The following is a 23666-nucleotide window of genomic DNA, read 5'->3' as shown; positions in this document are numbered from 1 at the left end:
TTCAAATCAAGGTTACTTCTGAGATGGTTAAAAGTATCCAAAAGTGCAACCTTAAACAAAGTCATATAAAACAAAAAGTTAGATATGGTTACATGTAACAAGCTATTTATAATTATTGTTCTCCGACAATCGTGTTCACCTCAGTTAAATAACGATACAAAAAAGGTCGCTCCTTATGGGCGACCTTTGCAATATAGGGTTTTGAAGTGAGAATGAGTCATCACTTCATCACTTGAAATAGCAATTACTCTTCTTCAGGGTCCGCTTTCGTTTCGGCGCTAAATTCCAACACTTGGTTGTCGATTAAGCGTACTTTACCCAGAAATGCAGACACTAAGATCACCGCTTGTGTGGTCTCATTCGAGATCAGTTGCAGCGTTTTGGCATCGCGAATAAACAACTCATCAGGTTGTAGCCCAGCAGCGCGCAATTGGTCACTGGCATCTTCAATGATCGACGCGTAATCGTCGCGGCCACCACGCAGTGCACTGCTTATCCAACGCATGGTACGAGCAAGGACAGGCGCACGTTGGCGTTCATCTAACGTCAGCAGCCCGTTACGTGAACTCATCGCTAAGCCATCCATTTCACGGACGGTAGGGACGCCGACAATCTCGATATCCATACAAAGATCGCTGACCATTTGGCGGATCACCGCTAACTGTTGAAAATCTTTTTCACCAAAACAGGCAACATTCGGCTGCACTATGTTGAACAGCTTAGCGACTATGGTTGCAACGCCACGGAAATGCCCTGGTCTTGATGCGCCTTCGAGCATATGAGAAAGCCCCGGTACTTCAACAAAGGTCTGTTTTTCTAATCCTTGCGGGTACATTATTTCTGGGGTTGGGGTAAAGACCAAATCAACCGCTTCCGCGTTGAGTTTACTTAAGTCTTCATCCAGTGTTCTCGGGTAGTTATTTAAGTCATCCGCGCGGTCAAATTGCATCGGGTTAACAAAAATACTGACCACGACCACATTGCCCTCTTCACGTGCTTTACGCACTAGGGTTAAGTGGCCTTCATGTAAATTGCCCATGGTCGGCACAAAAGCGACTCGGCGGCCTTCACGCTTATACTGTTTGATCTGCTCGCGAAGAGCTGAAATGTCAGCAAAAGTTTGCATGAATATCTCCTTTAGGCGATGGTATGAGCGTCATCAGGGAAAGCGGCACTTTCTACATCTGCGATGTATTTTGCGACGGCTTTACGCATATCCCCTGTTTCAGCAAGAAAGTTTTTCGAGAATTTTGGCATGTAATTCGCCGAAATTCCGAACATATCGTGCATTACTAGAATTTGTCCATCGGTCACGTTACCTGCGCCAATGCCAATCACTGGCACATCAAGCACTTCGGTAATTCGCGCTGCTAGGCTGGCCGGTACACACTCTAATAACACAATTTGTGCGCCCGCTTCTTGGAGCGCCAACGCGTCTTTGACCATTCGGTCTGCTTTTTCTTGGTCGCGGCCTTGTACTTTATAGCCACCAAAAATATTGACCGATTGCGGTGTTAAACCAAGGTGTGCACAAACCGGAACCGCGCGTTCAGTCAGCATTTTCACCGTTTCTACCAGCCAATCACCACCTTCGATTTTGACCATATTTGCACCCGCTTGCATCAATTTAGCGGCGCTTTCACAGGCTTGTTGTGGTGTGGCATAGCTCATAAAAGGCATATCAGCCATCAATAAACAGTTAGGGCTACCAGCACGCACGCTGCGTGTGTGGTAGGCAATCTCTTCGACGGTGACGGGTAGGGTATCTGTGTGACCTTGTAGCACCATGCCTAGAGAATCGCCCACTAATAATACAGGCATCTCTTGGCTTTCAAAAAGCTGAGCAAAGCTTGCGTCATACGCGGTGACGGTTGCAAATTTACGACCTTGTTGTTTCCATTGGATCAGATCGTTTATGGTAATTTTTTTCATTAAATGTCCTTACGAGGCGCTGGCGAGTGCCAAATACTGAGCCCGTTACGTTCGACAAGCGGTAACAGTTGATTGAGCTCAGTCCCATCAGGGAGTTGTAAACTTGGTGCAATTTCGGCGAGCGGATAGAGCACGAATTCACGTACTTTCATTCCGTAGTGAGGAATGCTCAATCGCTCGGAATCGATCACCTCATTGCCGTAAAGAAGAATATCCAGATCGAGTGTTCTTGGCCCCCAACGTTCTTCTTTGCGAACACGCCCCTGTTCTAACTCGATGCTTTGGGTATAATCGAGCAGTTCAAGTGGCGTTAAATCGGTTTCTATCGCAACCACCGCATTGATGTAATCGGGCTGGTTTTGTGGCCCCATCGGTGTACTACTGTACAAGGATGAGGCGCTTAAAAATCGAGAGTGTGGCAAACATTTCAAGGCTTCAATGGCCTGCTCAGCTTGCGCGATTGGGTCGCCTAAATTACTGCCAACAGCAATATAAACGAGAATCATGATTCTGGGCGGCTCTTTTTATTACGTGGGCTTCTGCGGCGGCGTACATTCGGCTTGTTACTTGCGCCACTTTCCAAATCATTTGCCATCGCTTGGCGCATATCCCGCCCGGCGCTTTCAAACGTTGTCCACCAGTCAGCCAGCTTCTTAGTCTCTCCGCCTTCGATCTCGCCACGCATTTGTAGAAAATCAAAACCCGCTCGGAATTTGTTGAGCTCCATAAGGCGGAAGGCGCGTTTCCCATTGCGACGTGGTAAGCGCAACTGCAATTGCCAAATTTCGCGAATTGTCGCGGTATGACGACGAGGTATGGCAAGGGTTTTCACCACTTGGTCAAGGATGAGGTTACTCGCTTCCATGACGGCGTCGTAATAGGCGAAATTACGCTGCTGCATTAACGCATCAGCCAGTTTCACTGTCGGGTACCAGAACATGGCCGCAAACATGAAGGCTGGGTTGATGCGTTTACCTTCTTCAATACGCAGGTCGGTTGAGTCTAAGACCAGATCCAACATCTGTTCTGTGTGCGAGTCGTAGTCTGGAGTGAACTCTTGAGCTATCACAGGGAACAACTGCTGGAACAGGTTGTACTCACGCATTAAGTGGTAGGTTTCTAAACCGTGGCCGGTTTGCAGCATCTTTAGCGATTCTTCGTACAAACGTGCCGCAGGAATATCTTGCAGTAAAGGAGCAAGATGTTCGATTGGGTCGGCAGTCTCTTCTTCGATATCGAAATCGAGCTTGGCCGCAAAACGAATCGCACGCAACATGCGCACTGGGTCTTCACGGTAGCGCGTTTCAGGATCGCCAATTAAGCGGATGAGCTTATCTTCTAAGTCGTCCATGCCGCCAGCATAATCATGAATGCTGTAATCACCGATGTTGTAATACATGGCGTTAATCGTGAAGTCACGGCGTTCAGCATCTTCATCAATGGTGCCGTAGACGTTATCACGAAGCAGCATACCCGCTTCAGATTGTGCTGAGACGTTTTGGCTCGGCTCTTGATGGTGTCCACGGAAAGTCGCCACTTCCACTACGTCGCGGCCAAACATGATGTGCGCTAAGCGAAAGCGACGGCCGATCAAGCGGCAATTGCGAAACTGTTGGCGTATTTGCTCTGGTGTTGCATTAGTGGCGATATCAAAATCTTTTGGTGTCTCACCTAATAGTAGGTCGCGTACTCCACCACCGACTAAATAGGCGTCAAAACCTGCGCCATGAAGTCGGTATAGCACCTTGAGCGCATTATCGCTGATTTGCTTGCGCGAAATATTGTGTTCATCACGAGTGATAATATTTAGAGCTAAGTCTTGGTAAACGCGATTTTCGCGTGGTGTATAGTCGTTTTTATTCATGTGCATCTGGCAATAATTGGTTTTTGCCAACCTTGCTTTTGTTATTTAAAGTGCCCGTTCGGGACGATTTTGCGGCTAATCATAGCGTAAGGATAGCCTTTTGAGAATCACGGTGTGATCTCGGTCTCCCGAGGGAGTTGTTCAACGTGCCAATTCTGACTGCCCCAAAAGATAATTTCATCGATGGAAGCGTCGCTAATCTCTTGTTTTATCTCAAACCCTAAAAAGCGCATTGCCTTAAGCAAGGTAGGTTTAGGGTTTTGAATATCAATGGCTGTGGCATGATTCTGTTTGGATAATTTATTGCCATTACCATCCATCGCGAGCGGCAGGTGAAGGTAGCTTACCGGAGTTTTATGTAAGCAATGATACAAGCTGATTTGTCGTCCTGTTGGTTCAATTAAATCGGCTCCCCGCACCACTTCCGTCACTCCTTGATCGATATCATCGAGCACTACGGCAAGATTATAAGCAAATAAACCGTCACGTCGCTTAATGATGAAGTCTTCCTGTGCTAATGCTTTAGGAATGTGAATTTCGCCATGTTTTTGGTCGAAAAATGACTCTACCGGTGTATCAACACGCAACCTAACCGCGCAATCTTCGGTTAATGTTGGTTTTTTATAGCGGCATGTACCGGGATAAAAGCCACCCATCTGTTTAATTTGTTTACGCGTGCAATCACAATAATAGGCTTGCCCTGATTCAAGCCAAGCCTCAATTTGATCTTGGTATAAAGTGTGGCGCTGGCTTTGATAAACCACCTCGCCATCCCAATGCAAACCATAGGCTTCAATGGCTTGAAGTATCAGGGTGGAGGCTCCTGGCATTTCCCTTGGCGGATCTAAATCTTCGATGCGAACCAACCACTTACCTTGCTGTGATTTTGCTTGAAAGTAGCTGCCAAGTGCAGCGATCAAAGAACCAAAATGAAGTGGGCCTGAAGGTGATGGGGCAAATCGGCCAATATAGTGCATTGCGATTCATCCAAGTTACAAGTTATTTGGGTATCGAGTGAAAACAAAAAGGGAGCTTTAGCTCCCTTTTTTAACACAAACAAAAGGTAAGATTAACCTTGCATCTGTTTTTCTTTAAGTTCGGCTAGCGTTTTGCAGTCAATGCAAAGGTCCGCTGTTGGTCGAGCTTCTAAGCGACGAACGCCGATTTCCACGCCACAAGATTCACAAAAACCAAAATCATCTTCTTCAATTTTGCTTAATGTTTTTTCAATTTTCTTGATCAAGCGACGTTCACGGTCACGGTTACGCAATTCCAAGCTGAATTCTTCTTCTTGAGAAGCGCGATCAACGGGATCGGGAAAGTTTGCGGCTTCATCTTGCATATGGTGAACGGTACGCTCAACTTCTTCACGAAGTTGGTTGCGCCAAGCACTTAAAATTTTTGTAAAGTGAGCTATTTGCTCAGGTGACATATACTCTTCACCTGGCTTTTCCTGATACGGCTCAACACCTGCAATGGCTAGGATGCCTATCGCTTTTTTCTTTAATTCCGGCATGCAGCATCTCCTACTAACACCTAGTCAACTGCGCGAGCAGCTAATTTTAGGCGGGTATCTATAGCAAAAAGATCTATAGGAGGCAAACACTCAATCGTAAACTTATTGTCAATGTGAAGGCGCCATCAATTTTTTGTCACTAATGGGCGAATTCTACAGTGTTAACGAGCTTGATTTCATTCCTTGAAAGTACAGCCTTGTAGCACAGTACTTCCACCCCTTCTTTTTGCGCTTGTTTCAATAATAGTGAATAGTTTGCGTCTATATGGAGTGCAGGCGAGACTTTTTCAATCCCTGAATGCAAAACAGCAAACAAAAGTACTGCTCTGCTTCCACTTTTTGCCATTTCCGTTAATTCACGCAAATGCTTTTGTCCACGCGTTGTAACGGCATCGGGGAAATAACCTTGTCCTGAATTGCAGGCGATATCGTCGTGTGGAGAGTAACGCTCATCCAATAAGGTGACGCTTTTCACTTCTATATAGCACGTCGGTTTAGAGGGTGATTTGAGCAAGATATCAATTCGGCTATTTTCTTGGCCGTAGCGCACTTCAGTTTGTAATTGCTCATACCCTTGCAGCTCTTTGATGATGCCGTTTTGAATCGCTTCTACTGCCAGCGTATTCGCCCGAGCCGTGTTGACGCAAATGCAGTGGCCTTGCTGGGTTTCAGTCAGCTCCCAACTGTGTGGGTATTTACGTTTAGGGTTGTCTGAGGTGGAGAACCAGACACGATTACCCGCCTCGGCGCAGCCCGTCATCGCGCCAGTATTGGCGCAGTGAATAGTCTCTTGCTGACCATCGGCAAACTCAATGTCGGCCAAAAAACGCTTGTAGCGTTTGAGTAAGGTCGCGGATCGAAGTGGAGGATTGAACTGCATTTATCTACTGTTTTTATGTACAATGTTGCCGCCATTTAACCATAAGGATTGCACATTGTCACAATTGCCCATTCAAGCTGTGATGCCCGAGCTGCTGGCGGGAGTACAAGCTCACCCACAGATGATTGTCAAAGCCGCTCCCGGCGCGGGTAAGTCGACCCATTTCCCGTTACAGCTATTAAAAGCGCAATTATTCACGGGTAAGATCATCATGCTTGAACCGCGTCGTTTGGCGGCGCGCAGTATTGCTTGCTATTTAGCACAGCAATTAGGTGAGAGTGTTGGGCAAACCGTCGGCTATCGTATGCGTGGTGAGAGTAAAGTCAGCGCAGCGACGCAGCTTGAAATTGTGACAGAAGGGATCATGACACGTATGATTCAAACCGATCCTGAGCTAAGCGGCATCGATCTCTTGATCTTCGATGAGTATCACGAGCGAAGTATTCACGCGGATACGGCTCTCGCATTAAGTTTGGAAGTGCAATCAGCGCTGCGAGAAGATCTTAAAATCGTCGTAATGTCGGCAACCTTAGATCAATTGGCATTACAGTCATTATTACCCCAAGCGCTTTATGTGCAATCTGAAGGTCGTGCTTATCCAGTTGAAGTGCGCTATGCACCGCTGCGAGCCAATGATTATCTTGTGCCGACGATGAGCAAACAGATTGAAGGCTTGATGCGAGCTGAAAGTGGCTCTCTGCTGGCTTTTTTACCTGGCGTTTCAGCCATTAAACAGCTTGAACAGCAGCTCGCACACTTAGCCGATGAGTTTGATATTTGTCCTTTATACGGGCAGTTGAGTCTACAAGCGCAGCAAAAAGCGATTGCGCCTGCAGTAGCAGGCAAACGTAAAATTGTGCTAGCGACTAATATTGCCGAAACATCGCTGACCATTGAAGGGATACGCTTAGTGGTGGATGCGGGGCTAGAGCAGATAGCGAAGTTTGATCTTAAAACGGGCATCACTCGTTTAGAGCAAGTGAAAATTGCCCAGTCATCGGCGCAGCAACGTACGGGGCGCGCTGGACGCCTAGAACCCGGCATCTGTTTGCGCCTTTACAGCGAAGCACAATATAAGCAGCAACCCAATGTACCGAGCGCGGAAATATTGCACAGTGACTTAGCGCCTTTGGCGATGGAGCTTGCGCAGTGGGGTGTGGTGTCGGTTAACGATTTGCCTTGGCTAGATACTCCACCAGCAGCAGCGATGCAGCAAGCTTGGAGTCTATTGCATACGCTTGGTTTGATGGACAGCAAACAGCAGCTCAGCGCATTGGGTAAAAAAGCGCAGTCACTTGGTGTGGAACCAAGGCTAGTGAGTATGCTGCTCAAAGCCCATGAAACGAGTGATTCAATGCTAAATACGGCGCTCGCTGTGACCGCTTTATTGGAAGAGCCTGAGCGTAATGTGCTGGATTTACAACATAGCTTAATGCGTTGGCAGCAAGCGACTCACCCTAAAACACAAAACCTACATCAGCGTGCCACGACGCTTTCGCGCACACTTGGTGGCCAATTTCAGCTAAAAAAAGTGGATGAATCATTGCTGGCGTTAGTGCTGAGTTTGGCTTTTCCCGATCGCATTGCTCAGCGCCGCAGCGAGTCGCAACGGGGGCAGTTTTTATTGGCGAATGGTCACGGCGCGCAAATGCGTGACGATGAACGCCTCGCCGGCGCGCACTATTTAGTGGTGGTGGATTTAATGCGCAGCGGCTCACAAGCGAGCCAAATCTTTGTTGCGACAGAGTTGGATATGGATGCACTGCAAGCCCATTTCCCAGAGCTATTTAGTACGCAAGAACGAGTCGATTGGGATGAGAAAGCGGGGAAACTGTGCGCGGAAAGGCTAACCCTGTGCGGTAAATTGGTCATTGAGCGTGAAGCGCTGCCAGAGCCTGCTCATGAAAAAATGACGCAAGCTTTGCTCAATTATGTTCGTCGCAAGGGGCTATCGGTATTACAGTGGAGCGAAGCGGCGAGCGCTTTATTAACGCGCATACGTTGCGCTGCGCAATGGCTACCGGAAGCGGCGTGGCCTGCTGTCGAGGAACAAGCGCTGCTTGATGATCTTGAAATTTGGTTAGCCCCCTATTTAGTCGGAGTAAAATCGGTCAAAGCGTTAGCGAAAGTACCGCTTTTTGATGCGCTCAATGCCTATTTAGGTTGGCCATTAAACCAAGAGATTGATCGCTGGCTTCCAACTCACCACCCGCTACCCACAGGTAATCGAGCCGCCATTCGTTATCAACTGGGCGCGGAGCCGATGCTGTCGGTTCGTATGCAGGAGATGTTTGGCGAGCAAGATTCCCCCACCATCGCTCAAGGGCGTAAAAAAGTGGTAATGGAACTGCTCTCACCTGCGCAGCGGCCTTTGCAGGTAACTCAAGATCTCGCCGGTTTCTGGCAGGGCGCTTATAAAGAAGTACAAAAAGAGATGAAAGGGCGTTACCCAAAACACGTTTGGCCTGATGATCCTGCCAACCATATAGCGACGACGAAAACTAAGCGGCAATTAGCACAATGACAACCCAGAAAAAGCCTACGGGCACTCAAAAAAATAGCGTAAAAAAACCTTCACGTCGTCCGGCCAAGAAGCCTTCACCGCCACGCAAAGCATGGTGGAAAATTGTGTGGGGTATTGGCTGGAAACTGAGCCTTGCACTGGCCGCGGTGCTGTTGTTTGTTGGTATTTACCTAAATAGCGTGGTCAAACAACGCTTCGAAGGCCAGCTTTTTGATTTACCGACCGTCGTGTATGCGCGCATTTTGAATTTAGCACCCGGTGATGACATCCCGCTGCAAGAGCTGCGCAACGAGCTTGATGTACTCAACTATCGCAAAGTGAACCAGCCACGCTATGCTGGCGAGTACTCTTCATCATCAAGCAAAATTGAGATCATCCGCCGCCCTTTTGAGTTTGCCGATGGCCCTGAGCCTGACCGCCATGTGATGCTCCATTTTAATGACAGCGGTTTAGTTCGTATCCAATCTCTTGAGCAAAAAGGGGATTTAGGTTACTTGCGTATTGAGCCCAAAATGCTCGGCATGCTTGAAAAAGGCAACGATGAGCAGCGGCTGTTTTTACGTCGTGATCAGTTTCCTGAAGTGATGGTGGATGCGTTGCTTGCGACCGAGGATCGCTATTTTTATCAACATGATGGCATCTCTCCATTTGCGATTGCCCGTGCTTTAGTGGCCAACATCAAGGCTGGGCGCACTGTGCAAGGCGGCAGCACGTTAACTCAACAGCTGGCAAAAAATATTTTCTTATCCAGCGATCGAACCTTATGGCGTAAAGTGCGTGAAGCTTATATGGCGCTCATTATTGACTATCGCTACAGTAAAGATCGCATTTTAGAAGCCTATCTAAATGAGGTTTATTTGGGGCAAAGTGGCGGTGAGGCGATTCACGGTTTCGGCCTCGCCTCACGGCTTTATTTCGGTCAACCATTGCAAGAATTGCGCATTGATCAATTAGCGTTGTTGGTGGGCATGGTTAAAGGGCCTTCTTATTATAACCCTGCGCGTTACCCTGAACGTGCGAAAGAGCGTCGCGACTTGGTTTTAAAGCTGATGATGCAGCAAGATATTTTGACGGCTAAACAGTTTGAACAAGCGGCCAGTCGACCGTTAGATGTGCAAAAGCATCCTCACATTGCCAGCCGCCAGCCAGCGTATTTTCAGCAGTTAAAAATTGAACTGAAAGAGAAAGTGGGCGAGATCTTCAAAGCGGATACTGGCTTGCGCGTTTTTACCTCGCTCGATCCTGTTTCGCAAGCCAAATTGGAGCTGGCGATTGATCGACAAATTCCAGTGCTTTCCAAAACGGCGGGGAAAAACTTAGAAGCCGCAGCGATCGCTGTTGATCGAACCAGTGGTGAGATCCGTGCCATGGTTGGCGGTAAACAGACCGGTTATGACGGCTTTAACCGCGCTTTAAATGCAAGCCGTCCTATCGGCTCGTTAGTCAAACCAGCGGTCTATCTCACCGCACTCGCACAGCCAGATAAATACAACTTAGCCAGCACGCTTATCGATAAACCCATCACACTCAAAGGGAACAAAGGCGAAGTGTGGTCACCGCGCAACTTTGATCGTCAGTTCCGTGGTGAAGTGCCGTTGTATCTCGCGTTAGCTAAATCACTGAATGTGCCCACGGTACAATTGGGCATGCAGCTTGGGATTGAACAAGTTTCTGACACTTTGGTGCGGCTTGGTGTCAACAAAGAGGAGATCCGTCCTGTACCGTCGATGTTTCTTGGCGCATTCTCTCTGACGCCTTATCAAGTGGCGCAGATGTACCAAACCTTAACCAACTCGGGTAAAAAAGCGCCCTTATCGGCGCTGCGCTCGGTATTGGATTTAGAGGGCAATGTGCTCTATCAATCAATTCCCAAAGTATCCCAAGCCGTTGAGCAGCAAGCGGCGTGGCTTACAACTTATGCGATGAAGCGAGGAGTACTTGAAGGGACCGGGCGCTATCTCAATAACCAGTTCGCTTGGGCGGCATTGGCGGGGAAAACTGGTACCACTAACGATAGCCGCGACAGTTGGTTTGTCGGGGTGGATGGTCGTGAAGTCACCACGGTTTGGCTTGGCCGCGATGATAATCAGCCGATCAAACTTACGGGTTCGAGTGGTGCATTACGGGTGTACGCGGAATATTTACAACATCGGATCCCGGAAAAATTACTTCTTCCTTGGCCGCAAGGCATTACCACGATTGGCTTTAAAACCAGTTCCGAGGGTGAATTAGTCCAAGATTGTCACAACGAATTTAAACTGCCCATGTGGGATAAAAACGGCGCATTGAAACAGAGCTGTGATAAACAACCGGGACAATGGTTAAAAAATCTCTTTCAGTGGTAGCTGGGGGAGTTTATATTAAATTGATTTAAAAGGGATTTAAGGAAGAGTCGTGAAACAGTTTTTAAGTAACTTATTGTTCTTGGTATTCATGTTTCCTGCGACTTTCGCGGTGGCCGATGAGCCACAAGCTGAAAAACCTATGCTGGACAGTGCTGCGCGCCCCAAGATTGCTGTGGTACTTGCTGGTGGCGGAGCAAAAGGTGCAGCGCACATTGGCGTTCTCAAAGCGCTGGAAGAGATGCGTATCCCCGTTGATTTCATTACTGGTACCAGCATGGGCGCTTATGTGGGCGGCCTCTATGCCAGTGGTATGAGCGCCGATGAAATTGAAAGTTTAATTTACAGCGTGGATTGGAATGAAGGTTATCGTGACCGGGTCAACCGCAGCCAACGTCGTGTTCGGGATAAAGAGTACGAAGACCGCTATCAACTGACCACCGACCTTGGACTGCGTTGGGGGGAGATCCGCGCACCACGCGGTGTGGTGCAAGGGCAGAATATGTTGCGTATTTTGCGAGAAACGTCGGGCAATCTCTCTGAATTTCAGTCCTTTGACCAACTGCCTATCCCTTATCGCGCGGTAGCCACTGATATCATTGCTCTTGAGGAAGTAGTGTTGGATCGTGGCTATTTAGTGGATGCGATGATGGCGAGTATGTCAGTACCCGGAGCACTGCCACCTTACGAAGTTAATGGTCGTTGGTTAGTCGATGGCGGTGTGACCAATAACATGCCTGTTGATGTTGCACGTGCCTTAGGGGCTGATATTGTTATCGCGATAGATATCAGTACCGATTACAAAAACCAAGAAGCTTTCACCACCTTTTTGACGGTAGCCGATCAGCTTTCCAACTATCTCGTACAAAGAAGCACTCAAAAACAAGCACGTTTATTGAATGAGCAAGATGTCTTTTTACGCCCTGATGTCGGCAGTATGGAAACCACTGAATTTGATAAAATGCCTACCGCTTATGAAAAAGGGTATGAGATTGCAATGGCGAACCAATCGGTATTGACTTCGTTGTCATTATCGAGTGCTAGTTATCAACGCTATGTGGAAGCAAAACAAGCTCGCCGCAGGGCTTTAATTTATGGCGATGATGTGCAGGTTGATGAAATCGTACTCAACAACCGCAGTCATTACAGCGATCAATTGTTAAAAAACCGTTTACATTTAAAGACAGGACAACCGCTATCAACCGAGCAGATTGAAGCGACGGTCGAAAATCTCTATGCATTGGATCGGTTTGAGTTAGTGACCTATGAATACCGAGAATTTGAAGGAAAGAACCAACTGGTCATCGATGTAAAAGAGAAATCTTGGGGGCCAAATTACCTCAATTTTCGCTTTTTCTTAGAAGATGATTTTCATACGGATAGTCAGTATGCGCTGGGTATCTCTTCCAATTTCACTAACTTAAATTCGTTTGGTTCTGAATTACGTTTCAATTTAGAAATGGGCACCGATAAGATCATCGAAGCGGAGCTTTTTTCTCCTCTGTTCTCAGGGCAAAAAGCGTTTACCTCAGCTTTGATTTCGTTTAGCAATGATAAACGTAATAAGCCAATGCAAGGGTTTGATGACACCAGTCTAGAAGCCAGTAAAGATTATTTGCCGATCAGCTATTTAGAATGGATTGGAGAATTGTCGCTTGGTTATCAAGATAAATTATGGCGAGAGTTTAAGTTAGGGATCCGCTATACCGATGGGGAGGCTGAAGTGTCAAATTGGCCATCCATGGGAAATATGGATTACACCCGTGCTGGTGTGTTTGCTAACTACCGCATTGATACCTTAGATGACTTCAGCTTGCCTACCCGCGGTGTTTATCTTGATCTTGAGTATCTTGCATCGCACGATAAAGTTTCTGGTGTCTCTTCCGATCTTGAATCAAACGATACGGTGTATGAATTTTCCGGTGAATTGATCGCTGCTTATAGCCTTGGCAGGCATACTTTGGTCGGTAATCTTGATTACGGTGTGGTACAAAGTAAAAATTCTAGTGAGCCGATAAACCCTAAATCCATTGGTGGTTTCTTAAATTTATCTGGTATTCCTCGTAACAGCTTGATTGGACAGAATAAAGCGTTCACCAGTTTGGTGTATCGTTATCGCTGGTTTGATAATGACTTTGGCCTGTTCAGTTCCCCATTTTATGTCGGTGCATCAATAGAATACGGCGGTGTATGGTCTGATCCTGATCTAAGCTTTGATACCGCCCCATTATACGGTGCGGGATCGGTGTTTGCTGGTGTTGATTCGCCGATTGGACCGATTATGTTTGCTTATGGTCGAACCGAAGATAATTTTGATTCGATATACTTGAGTATTGGCACTACCTTTTAGCGAGAATTGAGCTGAAAAGTGGGCGGTAAGTGACTCAAAAATCATAGAACTTTAGTCTTAAGTTGCTATGTTGGTCAAAATGATAAGATTTTAATTTAAAGTTAAATTTGCTATTCTTCGTCCCACAGTTTGGCCTCTCTGCCGCTGATTACATAAAAATATCTGGCAATGGAGAGCCAAGTTTCCAAGGATGTTTGCCCATCATGTCAATAATAATGGGGTAAACCGCAATGAGAGGAAAAAGTCGTGCTTGAAGCCTACCGTAAACACGTCGCAGAGCGTGCTGCCGAAGGAGTTGTTCCTAGACCCCTAAATGCTGAACAAGTCGCAGGACTTGTTGAACTGTTGAAAAATCCCCCTCAAGGTGAAGAAGCGTTCATGCTTGATCTCCTTGAAAATCGAATTCCTCCCGGTGTGGATGAGGCCGCTTATGTTAAAGCGGGCTTTTTAACCGCCATCACTAAAGGTGAGGTCTCTTCACCGTTAGTGAGCCGCGCAAAAGCTGCGCAACTACTCGGAACTATGCAAGGTGGTTATAACATCGAGCCGCTAGTCTCATTGCTTGATGATGCTGAGCTGGCACCGATTGCGGCTGATGCACTATCGCGTACTCTACTGATGTTTGATGCGTTCTATGACGTTGAAGAGAAAGCAAAAGCGGGTAATGCACATGCACAAAAAGTGTTGCAATCATGGGCAGACGCGGAATGGTTCCTTTCAAAACCGGCGCTTCAAGAGAAGATCACGCTAACCGTATTTAAAGTTACTGGCGAAACCAATACTGATGATTTGTCACCAGCGCCAGATGCATGGTCACGCCCAGATATTCCAGTGCATGCACTGGCTATGTTGAAAAATGAACGTGAAGGCATTCAACCCGATAAAGCAGGCAGCATTGGCCCTATCACTCAAATCGAAGCTCTAAAAGAGAAAGGCCATCAGCTAGTCTATGTGGGCGATGTGGTCGGTACAGGCTCGTCTCGTAAATCCGCGACTAACTCTGTTTTGTGGTTTATGGGTGACGACATCCCATTTGTGCCTAATAAACGCGCGGGTGGCTACGTGCTCGGCGGTAAAATTGCACCTATCTTCTTCAACACCATGGAAGATGCCGGCGCGTTGCCGATTGAAGTTGACGTTACCAAACTCAACATGGGTGATGTGATTGATGTTTACCCATTTGAAGGCAAAGTGTGTAACCACGACACTGGCGAAGTGCTTGCCACGTTCAAGCTTAAAACCGACGTATTGATTGATGAAGTGCGCGCTGGCGGCCGTATTCCACTGATCGTTGGTCGTGGTTTAACGGATAAAGCACGCGAAGCACTAGGCTTAGAAGCGTCAACAGTATTTCGTCGCCCAGTTGCAGTGGCTGATACAGGCAAAGGTTATACACTGGCTCAGAAAATGGTCGGTAAAGCATGCGGCGTGACGGGTGTTCGCCCGGGGACTTACTGCGAACCTAAAATGACCACGGTTGGATCGCAAGATACCACTGGCCCGATGACACGTGATGAATTGAAAGATTTGGCGTGTCTCGGTTTCTCTGCTGACTTAGTCATGCAATCTTTCTGTCATACCTCGGCTTATCCAAAGCCTGTTGATGTGAATACCCACCATACCTTGCCTGATTTCATCATGAACCGTGGCGGTGTTTCACTGCGTCCGGGTGATGGCGTTATTCACTCATGGCTAAACCGCATGTTGTTACCTGATACCGTCGGTACTGGTGGTGACTCGCATACACGCTTCCCGCTTGGCATTTCATTCCCAGCCGGTTCTGGCTTGGTTGCTTTTGCGGCCGCAACGGGTGTGATGCCACTGGATATGCCAGAATCTGTCTTGGTGCGTTTCAAAGGTGAAATGCAGCCGGGCATCACGCTGCGCGATCTAGTGCACGCGATCCCTTATTACGGGATTAAGCAAGGCCTGCTTACAGTGGCGAAAGCGGGGAAAATTAACGAATTCTCTGGCCGTGTGCTAGAAATCGAAGGGGTTGAGCACTTAACGGTTGAGCAAGCGTTTGAACTTTCTGATGCCTCGGCAGAACGTAGTGCTGCAGGTTGTACGGTTAAATTGTCACAAGCCTCAATTGAAGAGTACCTCAACTCTAACATCACTATGTTGAAGTGGATGATCGCCGAAGGTTATGGTGACCGCCGGACTATCGAGCGTCGTATTACGGCGATGGAAGCGTGGCTAGCCAATCCTGAGTTGATGCAAGCGGATAGTGATGCAGAATACGCACATGTGATCGAGATTGATCTGGCTGAGATTAAAGAGCCGATTTTATGTGCGCCAAATGACCCAGACGATGCGCGCTTACTTTCTGATGTACAAGGTACGCCTATTGATGAAGTCTTCATCGGTTCTTGTATGACCAACATTGGTCACTTCCGCGCGGCAGGTAAATTGCTTGAGAAGTTCAATGGTCAGTTAGATACGCGTTTGTGGGTTGCGCCACCGACTAAGATGGACAAAGATCAGCTTATCGAAGAGGGCTATTACGGCATCTTTGGTCGCGCTGGGGTACGCATTGAAACTCCAGGATGTTCGTTATGCATGGGTAACCAAGCGCGTGTTGCTGATAAAGCGACCGTCATGTCGACATCGACTCGTAATTTCCCGAACCGTTTAGGGACTGGCGCGAATGTTTACCTTGCTTCGGCAGAGCTGTCGGCCGTGGGCGCCATTTTAGGCCGCATTCCGACACTGGAAGAGTATCTAGAGTACGCGAAGCAGATCAACGCAACTGCAGCTGACACCTATCGCTACCTCAACTTCCATCGTATGGCGCAATACACTAAAAAAGCAGACAGTGTGATTGTCCAGCAAGCGGTGTAAGAGCTATCCAAGCTAACCTCCTGATAAAAAAGCCACCGATTCGGTGGCTTTTTACCATTCTAGCTTCTCACTCAATGCTGAAATAGCATTAGATTAAGTTCGATCGGTGGCTGCATCCGCCAACAATGACTTGACCCATAATTCATAACGTTGTTCTGTCAATGGAGTTAAAATGAGCGTGAACGTCATATGGTATTCAGCGAAATAGTTATTGCCTGTAAGACAAGCTAAAAACACACGCGACATTACGCGCGGTCATTTCTACATTTTGCGCCGCTTCGGCAAGGGCTGTAGGCAAGTCGACCGAGCGTGGAACGATACTGAATACCGCATCGATGCCATGTGGGTGAACAACGGCGCAGTCTGCTGACAAGCAGCCTGCAATACCGATCACTGGCACGGAAAAACGTTTGGCAGTGCGCGCAACACCGATTGGCGTTTTACCGTGGATGGTTTGGCTATCAATGCGTCCTTCCCCAGTGATGACTAAATCGGCATCCTTTACTACATCGCTAAGGTTCACGGCATCCATCACAATTTCAATGCCCGGACGAAGGCTCGCTCCTAGTAGACCAACCAGCGCCGCACCTAAACCGCCTGCTGCGCCAGCACCCGGCATCTCTTTAACATCACGACCTAATTGCATTTTGATGATGTTTGCATAATGCGCAAGGTTGGCATCAAGTTGCGCGACCATCTCGGGTGTTGCTCCTTTTTGTGGGCCAAAGACGTGCGAAGCGCCTTGTACGCCGCACAGTGGATTATCGACATCGCAGGCGACCTCCAGTTTGATGCGGGTTAAACGTGGGTCCAGTAGTGTGAGATCAATCGAGGCCAGTTTTGACAATTCACCGCCACCAAAGCCTAATGGATTGCCATCTGAATCAAGCAGTTGAATGCCGAGGGCTTGCGCCATGCCGAGGCCACCATCGTTGGTTGCACTACCACCAATGCCGATGATGATGTGTTCAACACCTTGATCAAGCACGGTTTTAATCAGCTCACCAGTACCGTAGCTGGTGGTGTTCATTGGGTTGCGTTGCTCTGGCGGCACAAGGTGTAAGCCCGATGCGGCCGCCATCTCAATGATCGCTGTTTTACCATCACCCATTAAGCCATAAAAAGCCTCGACTTGTTCACCTAGCGGCGCCGTTACGGTTGTGGTAACAATCGATCCATTAGTGGCATCAACCAGTGATTGGACCGTCCCTTCGCCGCCATCGGCCATCGGTAACTTAATGTAGTGCGCATCGGGCAACACTTGTTTGAATCCATTCTCTATCGCGGTGGCGACTTCCATTGCCGTTAGGCTCTCTTTATAAGAATCTGGAGCAATAACAATTTTCATTTTTAACACCTTAACTGCGTTAAACAAACAGACCAAATACGCCAAAAATCATCACAGAAATGAAGGCAATCACTAAACCTACTGTCGATTCATAAGGAATTAAGGTGAGACGCTCACGAATGTCCATATGTACCGCTCCGCCCGTGGCGTGGAAGAAACTACCGTGTGGCATATGATCAAGTACGGTCGCACCTGAATGGATCATGGCAGCCCCTGCCAGCGCGGGTACGCCTAGCTCGAGTATAGTGGAGCTAAAGACGCTGGAAGCAACGGCTGTACCTGCGGTGGTTGAAGCGGTCGCCAGTGACATCATTGCACCTGAGATCGGTGCAAGTAGGTAAGAAGGCAAGCCAGAAGCGGTCAGTACTTCGATTAAACCGCCTTTAAGACCTGAATTGGCGATGATGCCGGCTAAAGTACCAGTACCAAGCAGCATAACTGCAACCGGAGCCATGCGAGTTAGACCTGAAACCGCGAAGTGGTTAGTGTCTGCAAATCGTCCCATCACGACCGCACCGACTAATCCGCCTAATGGGAGTGCAATTAAAGGATCCACATTGATGCCAGCGATAGGGCGTAGTGCGAGTAACACAATCGCCACTAATGGTGCGATGATCGCTGAGCTAAAGCGGGGTAGCCTAGAATGATCCACCGCAACGACTTCACTGGCGGAGACTTTACTTCCTTTATTGACTAAACGTTTGGCAATCAAGTAAGCCACAATAAGCCCGCAGATCCCAGGAATAATACCCGCCGCCATGACAGAAGTAAGTGGCACGTTAAACGCGTCGGCTGCGGCAATCGCATTAGGGTTAGGTGACATTACGTTACCCGCTTTACCGCCGCCAATCATCGCTAGCAGAATGGCCGCCTTGGAGAGATCGGCACGACGAGCGATCGCCAGCGCGATAGGAGATACGGTGATTACTGCCACGTCGACAAACACGCCGACCGCAGTCAAAATTAAGGTTGCTAAGGCCAAGGCAAATAAAGCGCGAGTTTCTCCAACCTTTTTCACTATGGTTTCTGCAATGGAAGTGGCAGCGCCTGATTCAATCAATACACCAGCCAAAATACCTGCTGCAAGAATGCGTAGCACTGCGGTCACAATGCCTTGTGCGCCACCAATCATCAGAGCAACGGTGTCGGTCAGCGATACACCGCCGATCACGCCACCGACCAACGCGCCGATGATCATGCCATAGGCGGGTGGTACTTTTTTTAGAATGAGCGTGATAGCCACGACTAATGCGGCCAGAGCTCCGAGAGTTGAAACTTCAATCATCTTCTATATCCATATTTTTTATCAGTGATTGGCTGCAATATAGGGAGCAAAAATAAAAGAGTCTTCAGTCTATTGCACAGATTACTGGCTTTGATACGACTGATTAATTGTGCAAATGCACAATTTTATGTTTTTATTTGAAGCAAGATAAAGCCAAATAAAGGTGAGTAATGTCATTTAACTGATTGAATTTTAAAGCAGTTACTTGCTCAATTTTTTCAAGCCTATAGCGCAAGGTATTACGGTGAATATGCAGTGTTTGGCAAGTTTGATGAACATCGCAGTTTTGCTCAAAATAATGGCGGAGGGTTTTAATTAATATTCCCTTAGTATCATACCGTTCCAGCAGGGTATAGGGTTGGCGTAACTGCTCGCGGCTCCATGGCTCATGCTGTACGCTATTGAGCAGTACAGGTAACTTATCATCTTGATAAAAGAAGACGTCTCCCTGTTTATGATGGGAGGCTTGCATCGTCAACTTGGCGGTTTGATAAGATTGAGCCAACCCAGAGAGCGTTGGAAAATAATCACCTAGTGCAATTTTGATGGTGAATTTGCCCTCTTTTTTCACTCGCTTCAACAGTTGATTGACTCGTTTAGTTTCGGCCTCTTGTGACCAACCTTTTTCGGTGAGTGAGATGGGTTTTAAAACCACCACTTCGTTGTGAGAAACTGAAATGATCCCCACCAAATTATCCCGTTCAGGGTATTCCAGCAGATGCACTAACTGCTGTAAGTGTTCTAGCGATAAGGCAGTGTCGTTATCTGGGATCAATTTGACCACGGCAGCGATACGCGGCTGGGAAAGATCGAGCCCTAATCGCTCGGCGATTGAATTGAGTTGTGTTTCGTTGAGAGTGGCACCTTGAATTAGTTGTAATAGCAGCTCTTCACGGTGGCGCTTATTCCACTGTACTTGTGCCATCAGTGCGGCTTGTTCAACGATAAGCTCCGCCGTCATTTTGACCAGCTCGCCATAACGGTGAACCTCCGTTGGGTTACCGGAAATTCCAACCACGCCGATCACTCGTTGTTGATAAATGATGGGGAAATTGATGCCGGGTTTAACGCCTTTTAGGTAACTGGCGGTGGCATGATCAATTTCAACCACTCGATTTTCATTGATGGCTAAAATCGCCCCTTCGTGTTTCTGGTGCAAACGAGTGGGATCACCTGAGCCAATAATGCGTCCCTTTTCATCCATTACGTTGACTGAATAAGTGATGATCTTCATCGCTCTTTCTACAATCTGGCGTGCGGTGGTTTCTGTGATCTGCATAATCTCAAGTGGTTTCGTTAGCCATAATCACCGATAATAACAAAGTTATCCGTATCCCCAAGCACCAATATCGAGAACCCGATGGACTACGAATTTAAAAAAAATACCTTAGATGGCAGCTATTACTGCTCTTTTTCGATGGGGCACGAAATTATTGGCCGTTGGCTACAAGAGGAGATCAGCAACGATCTTCCCAAAATAGATCAAGTTATTGCGCTAATGGCAGCATCGAAACGTGCATTTAATCAAGAGCAGACGCTTGAGGGGCAGGAAATCAGCGTGATGATTCTTGCCGATGAGGTCACGGTTCAGGCCAATGTTTTGACGCATGGTGAAGCGCTTGATAGTGACAGTGAGTTTGATTTTTACGATTGTGAAAGCACCGCAAGCTGCGGCATTGATGATTTTGCTTTGATGATCAAGCAGTGGTGCGAATTTGTACGTTACTCACCTGCGGACTTCACTTAGCGCTGCACAAAACTGGTGAAGATTAACCACTTCGCTTTATTTTTGGGAAAGGGTTGCACCTCATTTGTGCAACCCTTTTCTTTTTGGCATAGGAAATGGTTAAAAATATTTTAAAATCATTGATTTAAAAAGTTGGCACGCAGCTTGGATTGTATTGATCGTAAACGGACTACTGCTTGTGAGAGGATGCAATGAAACTGATCAACGCGATAATTAAACCATTTAAGTTAGACGATGTGCGTGAAGCTTTGGCCGATGTCGGCATCGAAGGGATGACGGTTTCCGAAGTGAAAGGCTTTGGTCGCCAAAAAGGGCACACCGAGCTCTACCGAGGCGCGGAATATCAAGTCGATTTTCTGCCTAAAGTGAAATTAGAAATAGCGACACAAGCTGAAAATGTCGATCGCGTGATAGAAGCGATTATCAAAGCGGCGCACACCGGAAAAATTGGTGACGGAAAAATTTTTGTGTATGACCTCAGCCAAGCTGTGCGTATTCGCACTGGCGAAATGGACAGTGAAGCACTGTAAAGATTCAAAGGATTGGAGATAACCATTATGGAATTAGCAGCAACGGTAACAGAGCTACGTTACGCACTCGATACGTTTTTTTTCTTAATTTCGGGTGCGTTGGTCATGTGGATGGCAGCTGGCTTTGCCATGTTAGAAGCGGGTTTAGTCCGTTCTAAAAACACCACTGAAATTTTAACCAAAAACTTTTGTTTGTACGCGATTGCCTGTACCACGTATTTAGTGGTTGGTTACAACATTATGTATGTTGATAACGCAGAAGCAGGCTGGCTGCCTTCATTCGGCTCCTTGATAGGTAGCCAAGCAGAAGGCGCGGATCACTCCCTTGAATCAGACTTTTTCTTCCAAGTGGTGTTTGTGGCAACCGCGATGTCGGTGGTTTCTGGCGCTGTCGCTGAGCGAATGAAATTGTGGTCGTTCCTTATTTTTTCCGTCGTTTTGACCGCATTCATTTACCCAATGGAAGGCTATTGGACTTGGGGCGGTGGCTTTCTTTCTGCTGCCGGTTTCAGTGATTTTGCAGGCTCTGGTATTGTTCACTTAGCGGGTGCATCGGCGGCGCTAGCTGGGGTCATCTTGTTGGGAGCACGTAAAGGTAAATACGGTAAAAATGGTGAAATTTACCCTATTCCGGGCTCCAACATGCCACTTGCGACTTTGGGTACATTTATCCTGTGGTTTGGCTGGTTTGGTTTTAACGGTGGTTCACAATTAATGCTGTCTGATTTTGAAAACGCGACAGCGGTGGGTCAGATCTTCCTCAACACCAATGCCGCTGCAGCAGCGGGTTCTATCGCGGCTCTATTAGTGTGTAAAACCACTTGGGGTAAAGCGGATCTAACCATGGTACTCAACGGTGCGTTGGCCGGGTTAGTCGCGATTACTGCTGATCCTCTCTCTCCATCACCACTGTATGCGGTAGCAATTGGTGCCGTAGCGGGTGTGTTGGTGGTGTTTAGCATTATTGCCCTTGATAAAGTGAAAATTGACGATCCTGTCGGCGCAATTTCAGTACATGGCGTATGTGGTTTGTTCGGTTTAATGGTTGTGCCAATCAGCAATACTGATGCGACTTTTGGCGCTCAACTACTTGGAGCCGCAGTGATTTTCGCTTGGGTATTTGGTGCAAGTCTTGTGGTTTGGGGCATCCTTAAGGCAACGATAGGCATTCGAGTTTCGGAAGAAGAAGAGTTAAAAGGGATGGATATGCACGACTGTGGGGTGGGGGCCTACCCAGAATTTGTCACAATAAAGTAATATTTCCTTACAGATAACCTACCTAAAAACCTGCCGATTAAGGCAGGTTTTTTTATTGATTGAATTGTTTTTCAATCCATCATCAATATAATAACGAAACTGATAAACATTATCATTACCAATTTTAAAGGGAACTAGAAATGAAGAAACTGCTTACTCTTTCTGCTATAGCATGTAGTGTTATTGCTCCGAGCGCGATTGCGGCAGATGAGGTCAACGTTTACTCATACCGCCAACCATTTTTGATTGAGCCGATGTTTAAAGAGTTCACTCAACAAACGGGCATTAAAGTGAATGTGAAGTTTGCGAAAGAAGGGATTGCTGAGAAATTGGTACAAGAGGGTGAGTACAGCCCTGCTGACGTGATTTTAACCTCAGAATTTAGCCGTCTTTTTGAGTTATCTGAAAAAGGTTTAGTCCAGGCGGTGGATAACAAAACCATTGAAACCAACATTCCTGCCCAGTATCGCGATAGCTCCGATGAGTGGTTTGCACTGACTGTGCGTACCCGTAGCGTCTATTCATCACGCGATCGCGTAGGCAAGCTGGGTGATGACTTCAATTACGCTGACCTCGCGAAGCCTGAATTTAAAGGCAAAATCTGTACTCGTAGTGGTAAGCACCCTTACAACGTGGCGCTGGTTGCATCCATGATTGCAGAGCAAGGCGAAGCGAGCACTAAAGTTTGGCTTGAAGGTGTCAAAGCAAATTTAGCACGTAAGCCTCAAGGTAACGATCGTGACCAAGTTAAAGCGATTAAAGAAGGTTTGTGTGATGTCTCATTGGGTAATAGCTATTATTTAGGGAAAATGTTAGCTGATGAGAAGCAAAAATCATGGGCTGAAGCTGTCTACATCAACTTCCCAGGTCAGAATGCGCAAGGCACGCATGTTAACGTGAGTGGTATGGCGATGGCGAAGTACGCGCCTAACAAAGAAAACGCAGTTAAGCTGATGGAGTTTTTGACCAGCGATAAAGCACAGCACATGTACGCTGACGTCAACTTTGAATACCCAGTAAAAGCAGGTGTTGAGCGTTCTGCACTAGTCGCTTCATGGGGTGATTTTAAAGCGGATCCACTGCCGCTCGAAAAAATTGCCGACAATCATGCCGCGGCAATTAAGCTGCTTGATGAAGTGAAATTTGACCTTTAATCGGTTCTAGGGGTATAACAGTGCCCCTATTCTATTGAAGGGGCATGAGATGTATTTGCAAACGCATTTATGTGTCAGTAAGCCTTATTGTAA

Annotated in this window: 18 protein-coding genes; 8 read left to right on the top strand and 10 right to left on the bottom strand. The window is 47.3% G+C overall.

The window, feature by feature from the left end; all coding sequences use genetic code 11:
* Nucleotides 1–244: 244 nt before the first annotated feature.
* From panC to sfsA, 7 genes are all read right to left on the bottom strand, one after another.
* Nucleotides 245–1126 (bottom strand): pantoate--beta-alanine ligase, encoded by an 882-nt coding sequence (gene panC / locus N5E84_RS10210; protein WP_010319549.1) that lies wholly within the window; start codon nucleotides 1124–1126, stop codon nucleotides 245–247.
* Nucleotides 1127–1137: 11 nt separating this feature from the next.
* Nucleotides 1138–1932 (bottom strand): 3-methyl-2-oxobutanoate hydroxymethyltransferase, encoded by a 795-nt coding sequence (panB, locus tag N5E84_RS10205; RefSeq protein WP_010319550.1) that lies wholly within the window; start codon nucleotides 1930–1932, stop codon nucleotides 1138–1140.
* Nucleotides 1932–2438: a 2-amino-4-hydroxy-6-hydroxymethyldihydropteridine diphosphokinase gene (gene folK, locus N5E84_RS10200; RefSeq protein WP_019283263.1), complete on the bottom strand. Its 507-nt coding sequence runs from the start codon at nucleotides 2436–2438 to the stop codon at nucleotides 1932–1934. The genes panB and folK overlap by 1 nt, the downstream gene beginning before the upstream one ends.
* On the bottom strand, nucleotides 2435–3796 hold the full coding sequence (gene pcnB, locus N5E84_RS10195) for a polynucleotide adenylyltransferase PcnB (RefSeq protein ID WP_026028232.1): 1362 nt from the start codon (nucleotides 3794–3796) through the stop codon (nucleotides 2435–2437). Before pcnB ends, folK begins: the two co-directional genes overlap by 4 nt.
* Nucleotides 3797–3903: 107 nt before the next feature.
* Nucleotides 3904–4773: a tRNA glutamyl-Q(34) synthetase GluQRS gene (gene gluQRS, locus N5E84_RS10190; RefSeq protein WP_019283262.1), complete on the bottom strand. Its 870-nt coding sequence runs from the start codon at nucleotides 4771–4773 to the stop codon at nucleotides 3904–3906.
* 92 nt (nucleotides 4774–4865) lie between these two features.
* Nucleotides 4866–5312: an RNA polymerase-binding protein DksA gene (dksA, locus tag N5E84_RS10185; RefSeq protein ID WP_013857662.1), complete on the bottom strand. Its 447-nt coding sequence runs from the start codon at nucleotides 5310–5312 to the stop codon at nucleotides 4866–4868.
* Nucleotides 5313–5451: 139 nt separating this feature from the next.
* Nucleotides 5452–6192, bottom strand: coding sequence for a DNA/RNA nuclease SfsA (gene sfsA / locus N5E84_RS10180; RefSeq protein WP_017048364.1), 741 nt, complete (start codon nucleotides 6190–6192; stop codon nucleotides 5452–5454).
* 55 nt (nucleotides 6193–6247) lie between these two features.
* Between sfsA and hrpB the strand changes: the two genes are divergently transcribed.
* The 4 genes from hrpB to acnB all read left to right on the top strand — a co-directional run bounded on the left by hrpB (nucleotide 6248) and on the right by acnB (nucleotide 16252).
* On the top strand, nucleotides 6248–8716 hold the full coding sequence (hrpB, locus tag N5E84_RS10175; protein WP_019283261.1) for an ATP-dependent helicase HrpB: 2469 nt from the start codon (nucleotides 6248–6250) through the stop codon (nucleotides 8714–8716).
* Entirely contained in the window at nucleotides 8713–11061 is a 2349-nt protein-coding gene (mrcB, locus tag N5E84_RS10170; RefSeq protein WP_019283260.1) for a penicillin-binding protein 1B, read from the top strand. The genes hrpB and mrcB overlap by 4 nt, the downstream gene beginning before the upstream one ends.
* An 88-nt stretch (nucleotides 11062–11149) precedes the next feature.
* Nucleotides 11150–13408 carry a patatin-like phospholipase family protein gene (locus N5E84_RS10165; protein ID WP_172859040.1) on the top strand — a complete coding sequence of 753 codons (2259 nt, stop codon included), beginning with the start codon at nucleotides 11150–11152 and terminating at the stop codon, nucleotides 13406–13408.
* A gap of 246 nt (nucleotides 13409–13654) precedes the next feature.
* Complete coding sequence (acnB, locus tag N5E84_RS10160) at nucleotides 13655–16252, top strand: bifunctional aconitate hydratase 2/2-methylisocitrate dehydratase (RefSeq protein WP_013857657.1); 2598 nt, start codon at nucleotides 13655–13657, stop codon at nucleotides 16250–16252.
* Nucleotides 16253–16460: 208 nt separating this feature from the next.
* Here acnB and N5E84_RS10155 read toward each other — a convergent pair whose 3' ends face one another.
* The 3 genes from N5E84_RS10155 to N5E84_RS10145 all read right to left on the bottom strand — a co-directional run bounded on the left by N5E84_RS10155 (nucleotide 16461) and on the right by N5E84_RS10145 (nucleotide 20164).
* Nucleotides 16461–17600 (bottom strand): glycerate kinase, encoded by a 1140-nt coding sequence (locus tag N5E84_RS10155; RefSeq protein WP_029388444.1) that lies wholly within the window; start codon nucleotides 17598–17600, stop codon nucleotides 16461–16463.
* A 19-nt stretch (nucleotides 17601–17619) separates the two neighbouring features.
* Nucleotides 17620–18885 (bottom strand): GntP family permease, encoded by a 1266-nt coding sequence (locus N5E84_RS10150; RefSeq protein ID WP_019283257.1) that lies wholly within the window; start codon nucleotides 18883–18885, stop codon nucleotides 17620–17622.
* Nucleotides 18886–19018: 133 nt separating this feature from the next.
* Nucleotides 19019–20164, bottom strand: coding sequence for a sugar diacid recognition domain-containing protein (locus tag N5E84_RS10145; protein WP_013857654.1), 1146 nt, complete (start codon nucleotides 20162–20164; stop codon nucleotides 19019–19021).
* A gap of 81 nt (nucleotides 20165–20245) precedes the next feature.
* Between N5E84_RS10145 and N5E84_RS10140 the strand changes: the two genes are divergently transcribed.
* The 4 genes from N5E84_RS10140 to N5E84_RS10125 all read left to right on the top strand — a co-directional run bounded on the left by N5E84_RS10140 (nucleotide 20246) and on the right by N5E84_RS10125 (nucleotide 23573).
* Nucleotides 20246–20632: a YacL family protein gene (locus N5E84_RS10140; RefSeq protein ID WP_010317535.1), complete on the top strand. Its 387-nt coding sequence runs from the start codon at nucleotides 20246–20248 to the stop codon at nucleotides 20630–20632.
* Between the two features lie 191 nt (nucleotides 20633–20823).
* Nucleotides 20824–21162, top strand: a complete 339-nt coding sequence (locus N5E84_RS10135; protein WP_010317537.1) for a P-II family nitrogen regulator — start codon at nucleotides 20824–20826, stop codon at nucleotides 21160–21162.
* Between the two features lie 27 nt (nucleotides 21163–21189).
* Nucleotides 21190–22419 carry an ammonium transporter gene (locus tag N5E84_RS10130; RefSeq protein ID WP_029388443.1) on the top strand — a complete coding sequence of 410 codons (1230 nt, stop codon included), beginning with the start codon at nucleotides 21190–21192 and terminating at the stop codon, nucleotides 22417–22419.
* Between the two features lie 140 nt (nucleotides 22420–22559).
* A complete protein-coding gene (locus N5E84_RS10125; RefSeq protein ID WP_019283255.1) occupies nucleotides 22560–23573 on the top strand; it encodes a Fe(3+) ABC transporter substrate-binding protein in 1014 nt (337 codons plus the stop codon).
* Nucleotides 23574–23666 lie beyond the last annotated feature (93 nt).

This window comes from Vibrio sp. J502 (genome assembly GCF_025397955.1).
GTDB lineage: Bacteria > Pseudomonadota > Gammaproteobacteria > Enterobacterales > Vibrionaceae > Vibrio > Vibrio anguillarum.
This window is presented reverse-complemented; position numbering and strand designations above follow the sequence as displayed.